We start from the raw sequence: 17,225 nt of genomic DNA on the forward strand, positions 1-17,225 counted from the left end.
ACGCAGCCGGGCAGCCTTGCGCTCATAGCTGCTGGAACAAGGTCTTGGCCATCGAGCCGAGCGCTGCGCTGACCGCTTCGATCTTGTCGGCATCGGCCAGTGCCGCCTGGCCGGCATGCGCGGTCAGCCGCTCGATCAGCGCATCGCGCGCGGGCGCGCCGTCGGCACTCTGCGTTTGCGGCGTGCCAGGCACGGGCGTGAGCCACTGGGCAATCAGCGCCTGATAGGCGGTGGTGTGCTGGTAGGCCATCTGGTCGAGAAACTGCACGACCGTGGTGGGGGTGCCGGTGAGCGTACCGGTCAGCGGCTGGTTGCCGATCTGCCGGTAGTTCACCGTGGACGCCACCGCGTTGGCGATGGCCACATCGACCAGCACATCGATTTCCTTGATCGGCGCATTCCCGTACAGCGTCTTGATCTGGCTGAGCATCGGCTCGGTCCAGGCATGCGGCACGCAATCGAGCGTGTTCCACAAGTCGGCATTCCAGATCTGATACGGCGCCGCGCCTGGCGGTGGAGAGGGCAGTATCTGCGCATACAGCGCGGCGAACCCGCCGTTGCCCGGCGTGGCACCAGCGGTGGGATAGCAGTGCACGGCGCTGAAATTGTCCAATTTGCCGTTGGTCTTCAACCAGGTCGCCAAGGTCGGCGACAACGCACCGCCCAGGCTGTGCCCGGCAAAGATCACCGTCGCCTTGCTGCCATCCAGCGCTTGCAGGAAATCCAGCAAGGTCGTGTTCGGCGCCAGCGCGGTGGAGGGACTGACCATATTCAGCAGATGCCACACACCGGTGGCGGCCCCATCGAGATGACCGCCGAGCCTGGCGTGACGGGTTTCTTCGCCGCCACCGGCGCCGGGCCGAGCAGCGGGGTGTAGGTCGCAAAATCCACTACCGAGGACACATCGAAGTCTTCGGTGAACCAGTCGTATAGCGACTCCGGGTTGGTGGCGCTGAGCGCGACCACATACGCCTCGCCGATGCCCGGCATGGCGTCGGTATGCGCCACGTACATGGCATTGCCGGACAGCGACGAATCGGCGGCCTGCCAGACCTGTGGCCCCCATACCAGTTGCCAATCGCCGATCCTGTCCTGGGTGTCGGCCGAGGCCAGCGTCTGCAGCAACGTGGCCTGATGGTCCGCCTGCAACGCAGGTTGGCTGCCCCTGCGATCGCCCACCCAATTGGCCAGGGCGGAAAGCGCGAAGGTCTGTTGATATGGGTCGTAGCGCATGGACGGGCTCCTTTCCTTAAGCCTTGCGTGGAAACACAATCGGACACGAACGCGGCACGCGAACACCGTTCGGACACGGAGGCGCGCGGGGTGTGCAAGCGGAATCTGGCAAAGGAGGTGCGTGCCCGAAGCGCTCGCACAGCGGAATTTCGACGCGTCGCACGAATCGATCACCGCCACGAGCGGCGCTGTCCGCACCGCTGCAGGCAGGCGCAACCGCATGCTCCTGCAGGAGCCGGTGCGAGCACGCATCGTCCCCGCCTTCGCTGCGCCAGTGACTCGCACGCTGCACACTGGCCTCTACAATGGCACTCTGCAGACGGCGCTCCCCCTCACATACGCACGATGATCAAACACTTGCTGGCGCGGTTACGCATCGATCCCTTCACCCTCGCGCTGCTGTGCACGGTCACGCTCGCCTCGTTCCTTCCGGTCTCGGGCACCGCCGCCGCGATCATGGACGATGTCACCGACGTGGCGATCGCCGCGCTGTTCTTCCTGCACGGCGCGCGCCTGTCGCGCGAGGCGGTCAAGGCCGGTGCGCTGCATTGGCGCCTGCATCTGCTGATCCTGATCTGCACGTTCGTGTTGTTTCCGCTGCTGGGGCTGGCGTTCAAACCGCTCGCGCATCTGGCGCTGACACCGGAACTGTATGTCGGCGTGCTGTTCCTGTGCGCACTGCCGTCCACGGTGCAATCGTCGATCGCCTTCACCTCGATGGCGCGCGGCAACGTGCCGGCTGCCGTGTGCGCAGCGTCGCTTTCCAGCCTGTTGGGCGTGTTTTTTACGCCATTGCTGATGGGCGCATTGGTCGGCAGCCAGGGCGCAATGGCACATCCGGCCGAAGCGATCGGCAAGATCCTGCTGCAGTTGCTGGTGCCGTTCCTGGCCGGCCATTTCATGCGTCCGTGGATCGGCGGCTGGGTCGAGCGGCATCGCGCCGTGCTGCGCTACACCGATCAGGGCACCATCCTGCTGGTGGTCTACACCGCCTTCAGTGCGTCGGTGATGGAGGGGCTGTGGCAGAAGACGCCGCTGCCGGCCCTGCTTGCCGTGATCGGTGCTGCAGCGCTGTTGCTGGCCATTGCGATGCTCTCGATCACCTTCCTCGCGCGGCGCCTGCACTTCAGCCGCGCCGACGAAATCACGATCGTCTTCTGCGGCTCGAAGAAGAGCCTGGCCACCGGCATACCGATGGCGAAAGTCATGTTCGCCGGCGGTGGCCTCGGCGCGATCGTGTTGCCGATCATGCTGTATCACCAGTTGCAGCTGATCGTGTGTGCGTTCGTGGCAGCGCGGTATGCGCGGACCGCAACGGGCGATCCGCACACCGATGCCGGTGGTCATTGAACGTCCCCCGCTGCACGGTGATGGTCTGATCGATGACACCCAGCGCTGCTCGCGCTGCATGTGTTGAAGAGGCCTGTTTGCCGCCGACGTGTCGCCTGCGAAGCGATCGCCAGGACGCTACGCCCGGGGCGACAGCAGTTCGCATTGCGTGTCGTTGCGGGTTGTAAGCACATATACAACGGTCATCACGCACTTCGACGCTGGCACCGTGCCGCTCGCTAGAGTGCTTGATCCACCTTCCTGCCGACCCCACGGGTAATTGCCATGACGCTGTCGTTCCGACGCCCTGCCCCGTCCTTGCTCGCGCTGCTGGCGGTGCTGGCCACGCTCACTGCCTGCAACAAACCCGCCACGCCGGTAGCCCCCGCACCGACCAAGACGGCGGCCACACCGGCCCCCGCGTCCAGCATCGCCTGGCGCGAGGGCGATGTCGAAGACGCCTTCGCCGAGGCCAAGGAGAGCGGCAAGCCGATCCTGCTTTACTGGGGCGCGACCTGGTGCCCGCCCTGCAATCGCCTGAAGGCCACCTTGTTCAAGGATCCGGCCTTCATCGCCCGCACGCAGCAATTCGTGGCGGTGCATCTGGATGGCGATTCAGAGGGCGCGCAAGCCTGGGGCGAGCGCTTCGGCATCAAGGGCTACCCGACCATCATCGTGCTGCGCCCGGATCGCAGCGAAATCACCCGCCTGGCCGGCGATGCCGACAACGCGCGTCTGGCCGATGTACTGCGGGTGGCGGCCAAGAGCACCAGCAGCGCCAAGCAACTGCTCGACACCGCATTGCAGACCCCGCAGCAGCTCAGTGCGGACGACTGGGCCGTGCTCGGCAACTATGCCTGGGGCACCGACGATCGGCTGGTCAAACCCGAGGAGGCCGCCGGGGTATTCACACGCCTGTCCAAATCGGCGCCACAGCCGGCCCTGCAGCGCAGTTTCGCCCTGGCAGCGATGACCGCCGCAAAGGACCCGCCCGCCGCCAGCCCGGCGTCGCGCAAGCTAGTGGAAGCGGTGCTGGCCGATCCGGCAGAAGTCCGCGCCAATCTCGGCATGCTGAACTATATGCCCGCGCGGCTGGTCGCCGCTGCCAGCAGCGATGCCACCGAGCGCACCACCTTGTCCAACGCGCTGAATCTGGCGCTGGACAAGGTCTACGCCGACACCACATTGTCGATCGACGACCGGCTCGGCACCGCGTATGCACGGATCCAGCTGGCACGCCTGGCGCAAGGCCAGCCCACCGAAACCGAGGCGAAAGGCCCGCAACCGCCGCTTCCCAAGGCCGTGGTCGACACCGTGCACCAACGCGTGCAATGGGCGACCGACACCGCCAAGACCGATGAGGAGCGTCAATCCATCATCAGCACCGCCGCATGGTTGCTCGGTGAAGTAGGCGACAGCAGCGGCGCCGAACAGTTGCTGCTGGCCGAGTTGACGCGCAGCAAGACGCCGTACTACTACATGCCCGAACTGGCCGATCTGGCCGAAAAACGCGGCGATAAGAAGACCGCGCTGTCCTGGCTCAGGAAGGCGTACGAAAGTGCGCAAGGACCCGCCACCCGCGTGCAGTGGGGCGTGATGTATGTGGATGGCCTGATCCGGCTCAGCCCGGACGATACCGCCGGCATCGAGGCCGCCACCACGCAGGTGATCGGCGAGCTGGCCGGGCAACCCGATGGCTACCGGCAACGCACCCGGCAGCGCTTCGCAACGCTTGGTGCCACGTTGAAGACCTGGAGCAAGCAGCATCGCCAGGAAGGCAAGGCGGTGCTGACGCGCCTGCAGCAGAAGATGCAGAGCAGCTGCGGCAGCAAGAACACCAGCGAGTGCGCCAGCTGGTTGAGCTGAACCGGCATGACGGCGCAGCCAGCGACGCAGCGATGTTGAGCGCGCTGGCAACCCGTACTGGCGGTTGGGTCGGTCGTCGCGCAGAACCGGCGTGTACGCGTGAAATAGGCCGGTTCCAGGCACCGGCCTATCCGTCTGACGGCTAGGTCGTCGGCCTATCGCCTAGACGGCAGCGGGCGTTCGCTGCCGCTAGCGCACCCACGGCAACAACAGGTGATCCACCATCAGAAACGCGAACAGCGCCATCAGATAGACGATCGAATACCCGAACATCTTCATCGAGAACAGCTCGTCGGGCGGGTCGAGCATGCGCCAGGCGTACCAGAGGAACACCACGTTGAGCACGATCGCGCCGCCCAGGTAGAACACCCCGCTCATGCCCACCGCCACCGGCAGCAGCGTCACGATCGCCAACAGCACCGTGTAGACCAGGATCTGCTTGCGCGTATGCGGCACGCCATGGGTCACCGGCAGCATCGGGATCGCGGCCTTGGCGTAATCGGCACGGCGGAAAATCGCCAGCGCCCAGAAATGCGGCGGCGTCCAGATGAAGATGATCAGCACCAGCAGCGAGGCATTGATCCAGTCGGTGCTGGTCGGCAATCCAGTCACCGCCGCCCAGCCCAGCATCGGCGGCGTGGCGCCGGCCAACCCGCCGATCACGATGTTCTGCGAGGTCGCACGTTTCAGGTACACGGTGTAGATCACCGCATAGCCGATCATCGAGGCGAAGGTCAGCACCGCGGTGATGACGTTCACCCACAGCACCAGGATGGTCATGGAGATCACGATCAGCGCGCTGGCAAACACCAGGACCTGCCACGGACGCACCTTGCCCACCACCAGCGGCCGCCAAGAGGTCCGTGCCATCTGCGCATCGATCTTGGCATCGAGCAATTGGTTGATCGCCGCCGCCGCCGATGCCGCCAGCCAGATGCCCAGAAAGCCCAACGCACCGGTACGCACCTGCATCCAGGTCGGCATGTCGGGAATGGCCAGGAACATGCCCACCAACGCGGTGAACACGATCAGTGCCACCACCTTGGGCTTGGTCAGATCCCAGTAATCGCGTGCGCTGGCAGCCATGCTCACTCCGGCGCGCGCAGCCGCGCCAGCAGCGAGACCAGCACGAACAACAATGCGACCGCGCCGCCGTTATGCAGCACCGACACTTCCAGCGGCAAGGCCAGCTTGACGTTGAGCATGCCCAGCGTCACCTGCACCGCCACCAGCAGTGCCAGCGCCGTCGCCCACACGCGCATGCCCGGCGAGCGCGACAAGCGCCAGGCCAGCCACCAGAGGTACAGCGCGGTCGCGATCGCCCACAGCCGGTGCGCCATCTGGATGGCAATCCGCGCTGCGCCATCGAGCACGCCGCCTTCGTAATCCACGCCGATCCCGCGCCACAGCGTGAAGCCTTCGCGGAAGTCATGCGGCGGCCACCATTGGCTGACGCAACGCGGGAAATTGTCGGCCGACCAGCTGCCGCCGCCGCACGCCAACGCCGCGTAGTTGGCACTGACCCAACCGCCAAGTGCGATCTGCAGGCCCAGTACCGCCACGCCCGCGCGCAACAGCCACTTCAGACGCGATGCGTCGGCCAGCGTGATCGGCAAGTGGGTCGCCCGCCATGCCATCCACACCAGCAGCGAGAACATCAGCATGCCGCCGAGCAGATGCCCCATCACCACGATCGGCTTGAGCAGCAACGTCACCGTCCACATGCCCAGCAACGCCTGGAAGATCACCACCGCCAGCGTCAGCACTGCCGCGCGGGCCAGATCGATATTGCTCCAGCGCAGCGCTGCCAGCAGCAGGATGGCCTCGCCGGCGATCGCCACACCAGACGCCAGCGCGTGCCAGCCGGACATGTAGAGCGGAATCGACAACGCCACCAGCGCCGCAGCAGACACCACCTGCGCGATCCCCAGGCGACGACGGCGCACTGCCAGCAACGACAGCACCAGCACTTCCACGCCAAGCGCACCGGCCAGGAAGCGGTGCACCTGCTCGCGCCAGGCCTTGTGCGACTCCAGCGGACGGATCTTGCTGGCCACATGCGTATTGGCTTCGTCGCTGGTCTGCGGCCAGGTGACGCGGCCGTAGCAGGTTGGCCAGTCCGGGCAGCTCATGCCGGCATCGGACAGGCGCACGAACGATCCGAACAGGATCGTGCTCGCAGTGAACAACGCAGCCAGCCAGGCCATGCGATGGAAGTGGCGGAACAATGCCGGTGGCGCAAACAGATTCATCGAAACGGGCTCACATCAGTTTCAGCAGCTTGACCAGATCGGCACGCAGGCCGGCCGGGTCGAACCCCGGGGCATAACGCAGGATCACAAAGCCATTGGGGTCGATCACATACACCGGCACGCCGGCGGCATCGTTGGCACCTGGCAACGCCTGCCGCAGCTGTGCATCGTCGCGCAGCACGCGCAACGCAGGCATCGGCGGCAGGCCTGCGGGCGGGGTGCCGATCCAAAGCACCTCCACCTTGTCGGCACGATGCCCGAGCAATTGCCACACCTTGTCCAGTTCCGCCGCCAGCGCCACGCATTGCTGCGAGCAACCGGCTGGTGGGGCCAGCGCAATCCGCCACACCCGCTCGGCCGGTGCCCAGGCATACGGTTGTCCGTCCGCGCGCAGCGGCACCAGTGCCCGCAGGTCGGCAGGCGGGGCAAGCAGTTCGCCATGATTGCGCATCGCTGCCGGCTGCCAACCGGAGAAGCGCAGCACGCCGGCCAGCAACATCGAGCCGAAGAACAGCACCGCCAGGGCAATCAGCATCCTGCGGCCGCGTTTGACCGAGTGCGGGGTGGCCGATGGGGAGGGGGTCATGCCCGCGATTTTCTCATGCCGCAAGCATCAGTGCCCGCGTCGGCGACGGCGGCGCGCACGCCATGTCAGTAGCGTCGCGGTGGCCAGCACCGCCGCAGCCAGGCCGAACCATTGCACCGCATAACCCAAGTGCCGCGCGGGTGGCAGCGTGTTCGGCAGCATCTCCAGATCGCGCGCATAGCCCACCGGTAATGCCGGATCCAGGCGCAAGACCTGCGACGAAATGTCGCGCCCGCCAAGCGCGCTGCGTAAAGCGGTCACCTCAAGGCGCGTGGCCAGCCAGGAATGTGGCGCAGTGGCCGGGGCCAGCGCCGGCCCGATCGCCAGACCCGCCGACGGCGGCGCACTCAACAGTCCCTGGACAGCCGCAGTGCCCACTAACGGCGCGATCGCCGGCAACTGGCGGTTGGCCGGCAGCGGCAGCCAGCCCAGATCGACCAGCAACGCCGCAGACGCACCTTCTACCGCCGCGAGTTGATAAATCCGCACACCGGCACGCCCGGCATGCAATTGGTTGTCCAACAGCACCTGCTGCGGCAGAAACCGCACACGCCCGCTCACCCACGCCAGCTCGTGCGGCGTGGCCAGTGCCTGCACCAGGGTCAACGGCATTTCGCGCACATGCGCCGCGCGTTCCAGCAACGCCTGTTTGCTGTGCATGCGTTGCAGCTGCCACTGCCCAAGCGCCACGAAGCCGGCGCTGACCAGTAGCGCCAGACACCATCCCAGCACGGCAGTGTGCTTGTGCATCATGACAAGCGACGCAAAAAAGCGTGCAATGCCGCTACCACGCCGACGACCAACGGGGCTGTTGTGAACGATTCGCTCAAGACGCTGCTGATTGTCGCCTTCCTGATCGTGATCCTGTGGAACCTGGGCGCCGGCCTGTACTACTTGCTCACCGACCGTGGCCAGACCAAGCGTACCGTCAACGCACTCACCTGGCGTATCGGGTTATCGGTCGCACTGATCGCCGTGGTCATCATCGGGATCTACACCGGCTGGATCAAGCCACATGGGCTTGGCCGCTGACGCGGCCGGGAATGGGGAATGGGGAATCGTAGAAGCAGAAGCAGGCTCGCTTTTGCGATTCCCGATTCCCGATTCCCGATTCTCAAAGCACATACACGAACAGGAACAGCGCCAGCCACACCACGTCCACGAAGTGCCAGTACCAGGCAGCGGCTTCAAAGGCGAAATGGTTGTCGCGGGTAAAGTGCCCACGCGCAACACGCAGCCACATCACCGCCAGCATGATCGTGCCCAGCAGCACGTGCATGCCGTGGAAGCCGGTGAGCATGAAGAAGGTCGAGCCGTAGATGCCCGAGCCAAGGGTCAGATTGAGTTCGGTGTAGGCGTGGATGTACTCCTCGGCCTGCAGGAACAAAAACACGCAACCCAGCAACACGGTCAGGCCCAGCCACAGCAACAAGGCGCCGCGGCGCCCGCCCTTGAGCGCGTGATGGGCGATGGTCAAGGTGACGCCGGAGCTGAGCAGGATGAGCGTATTGATCAGCGGCAAGCCCCAGGCCGGGATGGTCTGGAACTGCCCACCGATCGTGCCCGGACCATTGGTCGGCCATGCGGCGGAATAGCCGTTCCACAGCAGCTCGTTGGTCATCACGCCGTCGCCTTCGCCGCCCAGCCAGGGCAGCGTCAGCACACGCGTGTAGAACAACGCGCCGAAGAAGGCGCAGAAGAACATCACCTCGGAAAAGATGAACCACACCATCCCCATCCGGAACGAGCCGTCCACCTGCCGGTTGTAATGCCCGGCATTGGATTCGCGGATGACATCGCCAAACCACATGAACAGGGTCGCCAGCAACATCGCCACGCCCACGAAGAAGGTCCAGCGCCCCCAGCCCGCATCGTTGAGCCAACTGGCCACGCCAATCATCATCACGAACATCGCAATCGACCCGACGAAGGGCCACTTGCTGTGGCTCGGGACGAAATACGCATCGGCGTTGGGGCTGTGATCGGCCATGGCGTTGCTTCCGTGTCGTGCTGCGTGTGGATGAAGGGTTACGGCGCCGCGCGCGGTGCGCTGGATGCGCCCCCGCCTTGCAACTCCGAGGTCAAGGTGTCGTTGCGATAGAACGTGTAGGACAAGGTGATCGTGGTGACTTCGGGCGGCAGCGCGGGGTCGACGATAAACCGTAGCGGCATGTCGCGCGTCTCGCCGGCCTGCAAGGTTTGCGCGGTGAAACAGAAACATTCGGTCTTGTTGAAATAACCCGACGCACGCGCGGGTGCGACCGATGGCACCGCGCTGCCGACCACCGCACGCGCACTATCGTTGCGTGCGAAATACAGCGCCTCGTTGAGTTCGCCCGGCACCACATCCATCGTCATCTGCTCCGGATGGAAGGTCCACGGCAGTTTGGAGTTGACGCCTGCATCGAACTCCACCCGCACGGTCCGCTTGCCGGAAGGCGTCAGCGCACCCGCACTTGCCCCCGTACTGCCGGGAACACGCTCCATCCGAATGCCGAACACCTTTTCGCAGGCGATGCGGTAGAGCGGCACCAGCGAAAAGGTCAGCACGAACACGCCCAACACCACGCCCAGCAGTTTGAACAGGCCGGCGGTCGGTGCAGGTGCGGGTGCGCGCGTATTCACCGCCCGATAACTCCGGATGCAATGAAGCCGGCGTAGATCAGCAACGCGACGATGCCGACCGTGATCGCCGTGCGGCGCACCGCGCGGCGTTGTTGCGCCTGCCGTTCGGCAGCGGACAGCAAACGTGTCACGGCAGGCGCGGATGCGGACTCAGTGACCGATGTCTTCATGCGCAAGATCTCCAGGCTTGATCACCGGTGGCACGGTGAAGGTATGCGCCGGCGCAGGCGACGGGACTGTCCATTCCAGTCCCTTGGCGCCTTCCCACGCGCGCGCGTCGGCTTTTGCGCCATGACGCAGCGAGACGAGCAGAATCCCGGCCATCAGGAACGGAGTGGCGAACATGCCGAACGCACCGATCGAGCTGATCAGATTCCAGTCGGCAAACACCACGTTGTAATCGGGAATACGCCGCGGCATTCCGGCCAGGCCAAGGAAATGCTGTGGAAAGAACAACAGATTGACGAAGATCATCGTCCACCAGAAGTGGAACTTGGCCCAGGCCTCGTTGTACATCCGCCCGGTCCACTTCGGCCACCAGTAATACACCGCCGCAATCAGCGCGAATACCGCGCCGGTGACCAACACATAATGGAAGTGCGCGACAACAAAGTACGTGTCGTGATACTGGAAATCCGCCGGTACGATCGCCAGCATCAGGCCCGAAAAACCGCCGATGCTGAAAAGAATCACGAATGCCACCGCCCACAGCATCGGCGACTCGAAGGTCAGCGAACCCTTCCACATCGTGCTGACCCAGTTGAACACCTTTACCCCGGTCGGGATGGAGATCAGCATCGTGGCGAACATGAAGTAGATTTCGCCACCGAGCGGCATGCCCACGGTGAACATGTGGTGCGCCCACACGATGAAGCTCAGGAACGCGATCGCTGCGATTGCATAGACCATCGCCTGATACCCGAACAACGGCTTGCGGCTGAAGGTCGGAATGATTTCGCTGACCACGCCGAACGCCGGCAGGATCATGATGTAGACCTCCGGGTGCCCGAAGAACCAGAAGATGTGCTGGTACATCACCGGGTCGCCGCCGCCGGCCGCGTTGAAAAAGCTGGTGCCGAAGAATTTGTCGGTCAACAACATGGTCACCGCGCCGGCCAGCACCGGCATCACCGCGATCAACAGGAACGCGGTGATCAACCAGGCCCAGCAGAAGATCGGCATCTTCAACAGGTCGATACCAGGCGCGCGCATGTTGAGCACGGTGGCGATGATGTTGATCGCACCCATGATCGAACTGACGCCGGCAACGTGGATTGCGAATACGCTGAACGCCACGTTGTAGCCGCCCTGCAGCGACAGCGGCGGATACAGCGTCCAGCCACCGGCCGGCGCGCCACCGGGCAGGAACAACGTCAGCAGCAACAGCGTGAACGCCACCGGCAGCAACCAGAACGACCAGTTGTTCATGCGCGGCAACGCCATGTCCGGCGCGCCGATCTGCAGCGGAATCATCCAGTTGGCCAGCCCGACGAAGGCCGGCATCACGCCACCGAAGATCATCACCAGTGCATGCACGGTGGTCATCTGGTTGAAGAATTCCGGTTTGACGAACTGCAAGCCGGGCTGCATCAACTCCGCGCGAATCACCACGCTCATCGCCGCGCCGATGATGAACATCACGAAGGAAAACAGCAGATACAGCGTGCCGATATCCTTGTGGTTGGTCGAAAAAAACCAGCGCTCGACGAAACCGGGCTGGTGGTGTCCGTGGTGATCGACTGCGGTATGCGCCATGACGGAACGACCTCTGCGAAGCGGTGCGGTTGCGAGCGGTTAAAGAGCGGCGGTCGGTGCGGCTGGAGCAGGCGCGGCTGGAGCGGCTTCTCCGGCAGGCGCGGCTGCAGGTGTGGGCGCCGGTGCCGAGGTGCCTGCGGGTGCCGCCGCAGGTGCGGCGCTGGCAGTGCGGCGCGCCGCCAGCCAGCGCTGGAACTCGGCCTTGGGCAGCGCCTCCACCACGATCGGCATGAAACCATGATCCTTGCCGCACAACTCGGCGCACTGCCCGCGATACACGCCAGGCTGCTCGATATTGGTCCAGGCCTCGTTGACGATGCCGGGGATCGCGTCCTGCTTCCACCCAAGCGCCGGCACCCACCACGCATGGATCACGTCATCGGCGGTAATCACGAAACGGATCTTGGTGCCCACTGGCAGCACCAGGCGGTTGTCCACATCCAACAGGTAATGCGGTTGCGATGCGGCGGTCGGACGCTCGCCGCTCTGCCGGATGCGATCGGACTCGCGCGCCAGCCGGCTGGTGAATTCCACGCCCTGGCCCAGATATTCGTATTTCCACATCCACTGGTAGCCGGTCACCTTGACGGTCATTTCCGACTCGCGGGTGTCGTACATCGCAATCAACTTGGCCGTCGCCGGCCAGGCCATCGCGATCAGCACCAGCACCGGGATCACCGTCCACAGCACTTCGGCCTGCGTGTTGTGGCTGAACTGTGCAGCCACCGCGCCCTTGGACTTGCGGAACTTGAACATCGCATAGCCCATCGCGCCAAACACCAGCGCGCCGATCACCACGCAGACCCACAGCGCCACCATGTGCGCCTCGTAGGCCATGCGCGCGGTCTGGGTGACGCCGCGGCCCATGTTGAGCTGCCATTCCTTGGGATCGGCCGATTGCGCCCAGACAGGTGATGCGCTCAGCAGCGCCGTCATTGCCAGGCTTACTTTCGTGTAGATCGACTTCCAGCTGCTGCGTTGCGTCATTGCCTAGACCCTTACGTCATCGGTGACGGCCATTGGCGGCCGCGAGCAAGCGTTTCAGCGTAGTTGCCAGTTCCACACGTTCGGCCGGCCCGAGAAAATTTCCAATCTCGATCTGCTTGCCGCTGCTTACCAGCAACACCCTGTCGTCGCGTTCCATGCATAACCGCACCCAGTGCGGATGTGCCTGAAACGCTGGTGGCGCATACCCGGATGGAAACACCTCGACAACGGCTTCCCCCACCCTGATCGCTTCTACGCGCTCGCCGCTTCGCCACAACTGCCGCAGCGCCAGCGCCACCACACCACTGTGCAACAAGGCGAAGACCGGCGCGAATGCATTGCCGGTCCACCACCCCAGGCCCGCAAATACCCACATCGTTCCCGCCAACACTGCGAACAACAGCACAAATTGCCTGGCCGACAGTGCCCGCGGAGGCCGCAACCGCAATTGCGTCCCAACCCCTTCGGACATCAACGGCAGCACTTCGATCATTGGCAACACGCAGCGCACTGCGGGAATAGCCCGATGGTAGACCCGCGCGAACGCATGCGGCAAGCGTTTCCGGTAATCGCGCAATTGCTGCAGTGCAGCTAAAAACATGCGTAAATCAATCACTTCGCCTCCCATGTCGTTGTGCCCACCAGCGATCGAGTCCGCTTGCAGGGGTCATGGCGACATGCATAAAACGGCGGGAAAGCTGCCGCTTCCACACAAGTGCGCAAGCGCTACGGCTCTCTAGAATGAGCAAGGATTCCCAGGCATCTTTCGCATGAACGCTCAGCTCGACCCGCTTGCCTCCCCCTCAGTCGCGCGCCCGCTGTTGGCGCCCGAACTGCCCGCCGCGCCCGGTGCATTACGTGCGGCCATCACGGCGGCCTGGCTCAAGGACGAGACCGAGCACGTGCGCGAATTGCTCGACCAGGCACGCCTGCCCGCTGCCGAACAGGCAAAGGTGCAGGCCATTGCGGCCGACCTGGTGACGCGCGTGCGTGCGCGTGCGCAGGACCAGGGCGCGATCGAAGCCTTCATGCGCCAATACGACCTTGGCAGCGAAGAAGGCGTGCTGCTGATGTGCGTGGCCGAAGCGCTGTTGCGCATTCCCGACCAGGACACCGCAGACAAGCTGATCCGCGACAAGCTCGGCGATGCGGACTGGAAGAAACACGTCGGCGGCAGCGATTCGGTGCTGGTCAACGCATCGACCTGGGGCCTGATGCTCACCGGCAAGCTGGTGCAACTCAACGACCTCACCCGCGCCGACGTGCCGGGCGCGTTCAAGCGCCTGATCGGCCGCGTCGGCGAGCCGGTGATTCGTCTGGCCGTTCGCCAGGCAATGAAGATCATGGGCCATCAGTTCGTGATGGGCCGCACCATCGGCGAGGCATTGTCGCGCTCGCGCAAGGGCGACAACGCCGACTACCGCTATTCGTTCGACATGCTCGGCGAAGGCGCCTTGACCATGAAGGATGCGCAGCGTTATCTGCAGGCCTATCGCGATGCAATCCACGCCATCGGCCGTAGCGGCCGTTTCGTCGGCACCGATGTGTTCGCCGCGCCCAGCATTTCGATCAAACTCTCCGCGTTGTATCCGCGCTACGAACACGCCAAGCGCGCACGCGTGATGGCCGAGCTGGTGCCTGGCGTACTGGAACTGGCGCAGCTGGCCAAGTCGTACGGCATTGGCTACACCGTCGATGCCGAAGAGGCCGACCGGTTGGAACTGTCGCTGGACATCATCGAAGCCACCCTCTCCGACCCATCGCTGGATGGATGGGAAGGCTACGGCCTTGCCGTGCAGGCGTATCAAAAGCGCACGCCTTATACGATCGATTTTCTCGCCGATCTGGCTCGCCGTGTCGGGCGCCGCATTCCGGTGCGCCTGGTCAAGGGCGCGTACTGGGATGCGGAGATCAAACGTGCGCAGATCGAAGGCCACCCCGGCTATCCGGTATTTACCCGCAAGCAGAATACCGACGTGTCGTATCTGGCCTGCGCCCGCCGCATGTTTGCGCACAGCGATGCGCTATATCCGATGTTCGCCACGCATAACGCGCAGACCATCGCGGCAGTCCGCGCCATCTCCGCCGGCAAGGTCTACGAGCACCAGAAACTGCACGGCATGGGCGATGACCTGTATGCCGAAGTGATTCCGGCCGATCGTCTCGGCTTGCCGTGCCGCGTCTATGCACCGGTCGGCTCGCACGAGGATCTGCTGCCGTATCTGGTGCGTCGCCTGCTCGAGAACGGCGCCAATTCCAGCTTCGTCAATCGCATCACCGACGAGGACGTCGCCATCGAGGACCTGATCCGCGATCCGGTCGAAGCCGTGGCGTCGTTTACCTCCATTCCGCATCCCAAGATTCCGCTGCCGACCGACCTGTTGCGCAGCCAGAACCAGCACAGGAAAAACTCCATGGGCGCCAATCTCGCCAACGACAACGATCTGCGGCAACTGGCCGAGCAACTCAACGCCGCGATCAAGCCGTGGAAGGCCGCCCCATTGGTGCCTGGCACGGTCATCAGCACACCGAGCGAGCCAGTCCTCAACCCCGCCGATCGACGCGAAACCGTCGGGCACTGGCAGGCAGCCGATACTGCCACGGTGCAGAAATCGCTGGCCTCCGCTGCCGCTGCGCAGCCGGCCTGGAACCGCACGCCTGCCGCCAGCCGCGCCACCATTCTGGAGCACGCAGCCGACCTGCTCGAAGCACGCATGCCCGAATTCATGGCGATCTGCGTCAAGGAAGCTGGCAAAACCCTGCCCGATGCCGTGGCCGAAGTGCGTGAGGCGGTTGATTTCCTGCGCTACTACGCCGCCCAGGCCCGCGCCCAGTTCGGCGCGCCCGAACGCCTGCCCGGCCCGACCGGCGAATCCAACGAACTGCAGCTGCATGGCCGTGGCGTGTTCGTCTGTATCAGTCCCTGGAACTTCCCACTCGCCATTTTCCTCGGTCAGGTCGCCGCCGCATTGGCCGCTGGCAACAGCGTCATTGCCAAACCCGCCGAGCAGACCAGCCTGATCGGCTACGCAGCCGTGAAGCTGCTGCACGAAGCAGGTATCCCCGAAGCCGCCGTGCAGTTCCTGCCAGGCGACGGCGCAACCGTGGGCGCCGCGCTGACCAACGACCCGCGCGTAGCAGGCGTTGCGTTCACCGGCTCCACCGACACCGCCCGCATCATCAACCGTACCCTGGCCTCGCGTGATGCCGCCATCGGCGTGCTGATTGCCGAGACCGGTGGGCAGAATGCCTTCATTGCCGACTCTTCATCGTTGCCAGAAGCCGTGGTCAAGGATGCGATCTCCAGCGCCTTCATGTCCGCCGGCCAACGTTGCTCGGCTGCGCGCGTGCTGTTCGTGCAGGACGATATCGCCGACAAGGTCATGGCCATGCTGGCCGGTGCCATGGGCGAGCTCAAAATCGGCGATCCTTCGCTCCTGTCCACCGACGTTGGTCCCGTCATCGACGCCAATGCGCTCAAGATCCTCGACGATCACGCAATCCGCATGGATCGCGAAGCTCGCCTGATCGGCACCACCACACTGGATGCAGCCACTGCGCAGGGCAGCTTCTTTGCCCCACGCGCGTATGAGCTGACGTCGCTGGCGCAGCTGCAGCGTGAGATCTTCGGACCGGTCCTGCACGTGATTCGCTGGAAAGCCGATCAACTCGATGCCGTCATCGATCAGATCAACGCAACTGGCTATGGTCTGACCCTGGGCGTGCATTCGCGTATCGACGAAACCATCGAACGCATCACCTCACGCGTTGCAGTCGGCAATGTCTACGTCAATCGCAATCAGATCGGCGCCGTCGTCGGCGTACAGCCGTTTGGCGGCCAGGGATTGTCCGGCACCGGCCCGAAGGCCGGCGGCCCACACTACTTGCTGCGCTTTGCCACCGAGAAGGTGGTCACCGTCAACACCACCGCCGCAGGTGGCAACGCCTCACTCCTGACACTGGGCGACTGATACTCGCAGCAATGCGGTGTCATAGTTCCTCCAGCAATCGAACAAACAAACAACCCCGCACAAGCGGGGTTGTTTGTTGAACTTGCGTGTCGCCAAGACCAGTGCGAACGCGATAAATCATACGGGCCGGCGCTAGTGCCTCGAAGATATTGACAGCGACCAAGTCCAGCGAAGAACAGATCAGATCCCTATCAGCATCTTCTCAGAGTGCGACCAAGCTCCATTCGTCATTGCTTGGACCCGGATGCGGCACTGCATGCTCGATCCACGCCCGAGAACCGTCGTCATCATTGACAGCTGGCCACAGCAACGAAGCCGGTAACTAGCATCGGCCACTGACGATTGGAGCAAACCGGTACATCAAGCAGTTAGACAAAAACCACAGCACAAACAGCCTTCATTGCGCCTGGGTCGCCGACGTTTCACGGGACCGCAGAGAGTGTTGATCGACGCCAGTTTTAGAGGGTTGCGCTAACAGAACGTGGCGGATACATGCTTGCCACCTCAAGCCAGTTCGCCTCACATCTCCACATGATCATGTGCGCGGGGTAGCGTATCGCCGGGCAGCACGCGCAGGCTGCCGGACATGCCCAGATGCAGCAGCGCACTGCCACCAGCATC

General features: G+C 64.1%; 16 protein-coding genes and 1 pseudogene. 4 read left to right on the forward strand and 13 right to left on the reverse strand.

Annotated features, from left to right (window positions below; genetic code table 11):
• Nucleotides 1-22: 22 nt before the first annotated feature.
• Nucleotides 23-769 carry a hypothetical protein gene (locus GGR61_RS21170; RefSeq protein ID WP_260287795.1) on the reverse strand — a complete coding sequence of 249 codons (747 nt, stop codon included), beginning with the start codon at nt 767-769 and terminating at the stop codon, nt 23-25.
• 2 nt (nt 770-771) lie between these two features.
• Complete coding sequence (locus tag GGR61_RS21175; RefSeq protein ID WP_260287798.1) at nt 772-1,233, reverse strand: hypothetical protein; 462 nt, start codon at nt 1,231-1,233, stop codon at nt 772-774.
• Between the two features lie 345 nt (nt 1,234-1,578).
• On the opposite strand from GGR61_RS21175, the gene GGR61_RS13310 reads away from it, so the two are divergent.
• Nucleotides 1,579-2,583, forward strand: a complete 1,005-nt coding sequence (locus GGR61_RS13310; protein WP_184621907.1) for a bile acid:sodium symporter family protein — start codon at nt 1,579-1,581, stop codon at nt 2,581-2,583.
• Between the two features lie 264 nt (nt 2,584-2,847).
• On the forward strand, nt 2,848-4,428 hold the full coding sequence (locus GGR61_RS13315) for a thioredoxin family protein (RefSeq protein WP_184621909.1): 1,581 nt from the start codon (nt 2,848-2,850) through the stop codon (nt 4,426-4,428).
• A 189-nt stretch (nt 4,429-4,617) separates the two neighbouring features.
• Here GGR61_RS13315 and cyoE read toward each other — a convergent pair whose 3' ends face one another.
• The 4 genes from cyoE to GGR61_RS13335 are packed head-to-tail and all read right to left on the reverse strand — an operon-like array spanning nt 4,618 to nt 8,019.
• The gene (gene cyoE, locus GGR61_RS13320; RefSeq protein WP_184408044.1) at nt 4,618-5,514 is read right to left on the reverse strand and encodes a heme o synthase; all 897 of its coding nucleotides are present in this window, start codon (nt 5,512-5,514) and stop codon (nt 4,618-4,620) included.
• A gap of 2 nt (nt 5,515-5,516) precedes the next feature.
• The gene (locus GGR61_RS13325; protein ID WP_184621911.1) at nt 5,517-6,680 is read right to left on the reverse strand and encodes a COX15/CtaA family protein; all 1,164 of its coding nucleotides are present in this window, start codon (nt 6,678-6,680) and stop codon (nt 5,517-5,519) included.
• A gap of 10 nt (nt 6,681-6,690) precedes the next feature.
• On the reverse strand, nt 6,691-7,266 hold the full coding sequence (locus GGR61_RS13330; protein WP_184621913.1) for a hypothetical protein: 576 nt from the start codon (nt 7,264-7,266) through the stop codon (nt 6,691-6,693).
• A gap of 27 nt (nt 7,267-7,293) precedes the next feature.
• Nucleotides 7,294-8,019 (reverse strand): SURF1 family protein, encoded by a 726-nt coding sequence (locus tag GGR61_RS13335; RefSeq protein WP_184621915.1) that lies wholly within the window; start codon nt 8,017-8,019, stop codon nt 7,294-7,296.
• A gap of 60 nt (nt 8,020-8,079) precedes the next feature.
• Here GGR61_RS13335 and GGR61_RS13340 point away from each other — a divergent pair, with 60 nt between their 5' ends.
• Nucleotides 8,080-8,298 (forward strand): twin transmembrane helix small protein, encoded by a 219-nt coding sequence (locus GGR61_RS13340; RefSeq protein WP_184408048.1) that lies wholly within the window; start codon nt 8,080-8,082, stop codon nt 8,296-8,298.
• A gap of 82 nt (nt 8,299-8,380) precedes the next feature.
• Here GGR61_RS13340 and GGR61_RS13345 read toward each other — a convergent pair whose 3' ends face one another.
• From GGR61_RS13345 to GGR61_RS13365, 6 genes are read right to left on the reverse strand one after another with little or no spacing between them, the layout of a single operon-like run.
• Nucleotides 8,381-9,256 carry a cytochrome c oxidase subunit 3 gene (locus GGR61_RS13345; protein WP_184621917.1) on the reverse strand — a complete coding sequence of 292 codons (876 nt, stop codon included), beginning with the start codon at nt 9,254-9,256 and terminating at the stop codon, nt 8,381-8,383.
• 38 nt (nt 9,257-9,294) lie between these two features.
• Nucleotides 9,295-9,891 carry a cytochrome c oxidase assembly protein gene (locus GGR61_RS13350; RefSeq protein ID WP_184408050.1) on the reverse strand — a complete coding sequence of 199 codons (597 nt, stop codon included), beginning with the start codon at nt 9,889-9,891 and terminating at the stop codon, nt 9,295-9,297.
• The gene (locus GGR61_RS21180) at nt 9,888-10,022 is read right to left on the reverse strand and encodes a hypothetical protein (protein ID WP_260287821.1); all 135 of its coding nucleotides are present in this window, start codon (nt 10,020-10,022) and stop codon (nt 9,888-9,890) included. The genes GGR61_RS13350 and GGR61_RS21180 overlap by 4 nt, the downstream gene beginning before the upstream one ends.
• Nucleotides 10,023-10,041: 19 nt before the next feature.
• Nucleotides 10,042-11,646 carry a cytochrome c oxidase subunit I gene (gene ctaD / locus GGR61_RS13355; RefSeq protein ID WP_184621919.1) on the reverse strand — a complete coding sequence of 535 codons (1,605 nt, stop codon included), beginning with the start codon at nt 11,644-11,646 and terminating at the stop codon, nt 10,042-10,044.
• Nucleotides 11,647-11,685: 39 nt separating this feature from the next.
• Nucleotides 11,686-12,633 (reverse strand): cytochrome c oxidase subunit II, encoded by a 948-nt coding sequence (gene coxB, locus GGR61_RS13360; protein ID WP_184621921.1) that lies wholly within the window; start codon nt 12,631-12,633, stop codon nt 11,686-11,688.
• A 16-nt stretch (nt 12,634-12,649) separates the two neighbouring features.
• Nucleotides 12,650-13,126: a DUF2244 domain-containing protein gene (locus GGR61_RS13365; RefSeq protein WP_184621931.1), complete on the reverse strand. Its 477-nt coding sequence runs from the start codon at nt 13,124-13,126 to the stop codon at nt 12,650-12,652.
• Between the two features lie 277 nt (nt 13,127-13,403).
• Here GGR61_RS13365 and putA point away from each other — a divergent pair, with 277 nt between their 5' ends.
• Nucleotides 13,404-16,604: a bifunctional proline dehydrogenase/L-glutamate gamma-semialdehyde dehydrogenase PutA gene (gene putA / locus GGR61_RS13370; RefSeq protein WP_184621923.1), complete on the forward strand. Its 3,201-nt coding sequence runs from the start codon at nt 13,404-13,406 to the stop codon at nt 16,602-16,604.
• Nucleotides 16,605-17,126: 522 nt separating this feature from the next.
• Here putA and GGR61_RS13375 read toward each other — a convergent pair.
• Nucleotides 17,127-17,225: pseudogene (locus tag GGR61_RS13375) on the reverse strand (DNA-formamidopyrimidine glycosylase); the annotation flags it as partial.

The sequence above is a fragment of the Xanthomonas sp. 3058 genome (genome assembly GCF_014199765.1).
Lineage (GTDB): Bacteria > Pseudomonadota > Gammaproteobacteria > Xanthomonadales > Xanthomonadaceae > Xanthomonas > Xanthomonas campestris_B.

What these genes read in the sequence shown, in the direction of transcription:
- GGR61_RS13345 (WP_184621917.1), bottom strand. Translation starts at nt 9,256, where the DNA reads ATGGCCGATCACAGCCCCAACGCCGATGCGTATTTCGTCCCGAGCCAC.
- GGR61_RS13365 (WP_184621931.1), bottom strand. Translation starts at nt 13,126, where the DNA reads ATGATCGAAGTGCTGCCGTTGATGTCCGAAGGGGTTGGGACGCAATTG.
- GGR61_RS21175 (WP_260287798.1), bottom strand. Translation starts at nt 1,233, where the DNA reads ATGCGCTACGACCCATATCAACAGACCTTCGCGCTTTCCGCCCTGGCC.
- cyoE (WP_184408044.1), bottom strand. Translation starts at nt 5,514, where the DNA reads ATGGCTGCCAGCGCACGCGATTACTGGGATCTGACCAAGCCCAAGGTG.
- GGR61_RS13310 (WP_184621907.1), top strand. Translation starts at nt 1,579, where the DNA reads ATGATCAAACACTTGCTGGCGCGGTTACGCATCGATCCCTTCACCCTC.
- GGR61_RS21170 (WP_260287795.1), bottom strand. Translation starts at nt 769, where the DNA reads ATGGTCAGTCCCTCCACCGCGCTGGCGCCGAACACGACCTTGCTGGAT.
- putA (WP_184621923.1), top strand. Translation starts at nt 13,404, where the DNA reads ATGAACGCTCAGCTCGACCCGCTTGCCTCCCCCTCAGTCGCGCGCCCG.
- GGR61_RS13330 (WP_184621913.1), bottom strand. Translation starts at nt 7,266, where the DNA reads ATGACCCCCTCCCCATCGGCCACCCCGCACTCGGTCAAACGCGGCCGC.
- coxB (WP_184621921.1), bottom strand. Translation starts at nt 12,633, where the DNA reads ATGACGCAACGCAGCAGCTGGAAGTCGATCTACACGAAAGTAAGCCTG.
- ctaD (WP_184621919.1), bottom strand. Translation starts at nt 11,646, where the DNA reads ATGGCGCATACCGCAGTCGATCACCACGGACACCACCAGCCCGGTTTC.
- GGR61_RS13315 (WP_184621909.1), top strand. Translation starts at nt 2,848, where the DNA reads ATGACGCTGTCGTTCCGACGCCCTGCCCCGTCCTTGCTCGCGCTGCTG.
- GGR61_RS13325 (WP_184621911.1), bottom strand. Translation starts at nt 6,680, where the DNA reads ATGAATCTGTTTGCGCCACCGGCATTGTTCCGCCACTTCCATCGCATG.
- GGR61_RS13335 (WP_184621915.1), bottom strand. Translation starts at nt 8,019, where the DNA reads ATGATGCACAAGCACACTGCCGTGCTGGGATGGTGTCTGGCGCTACTG.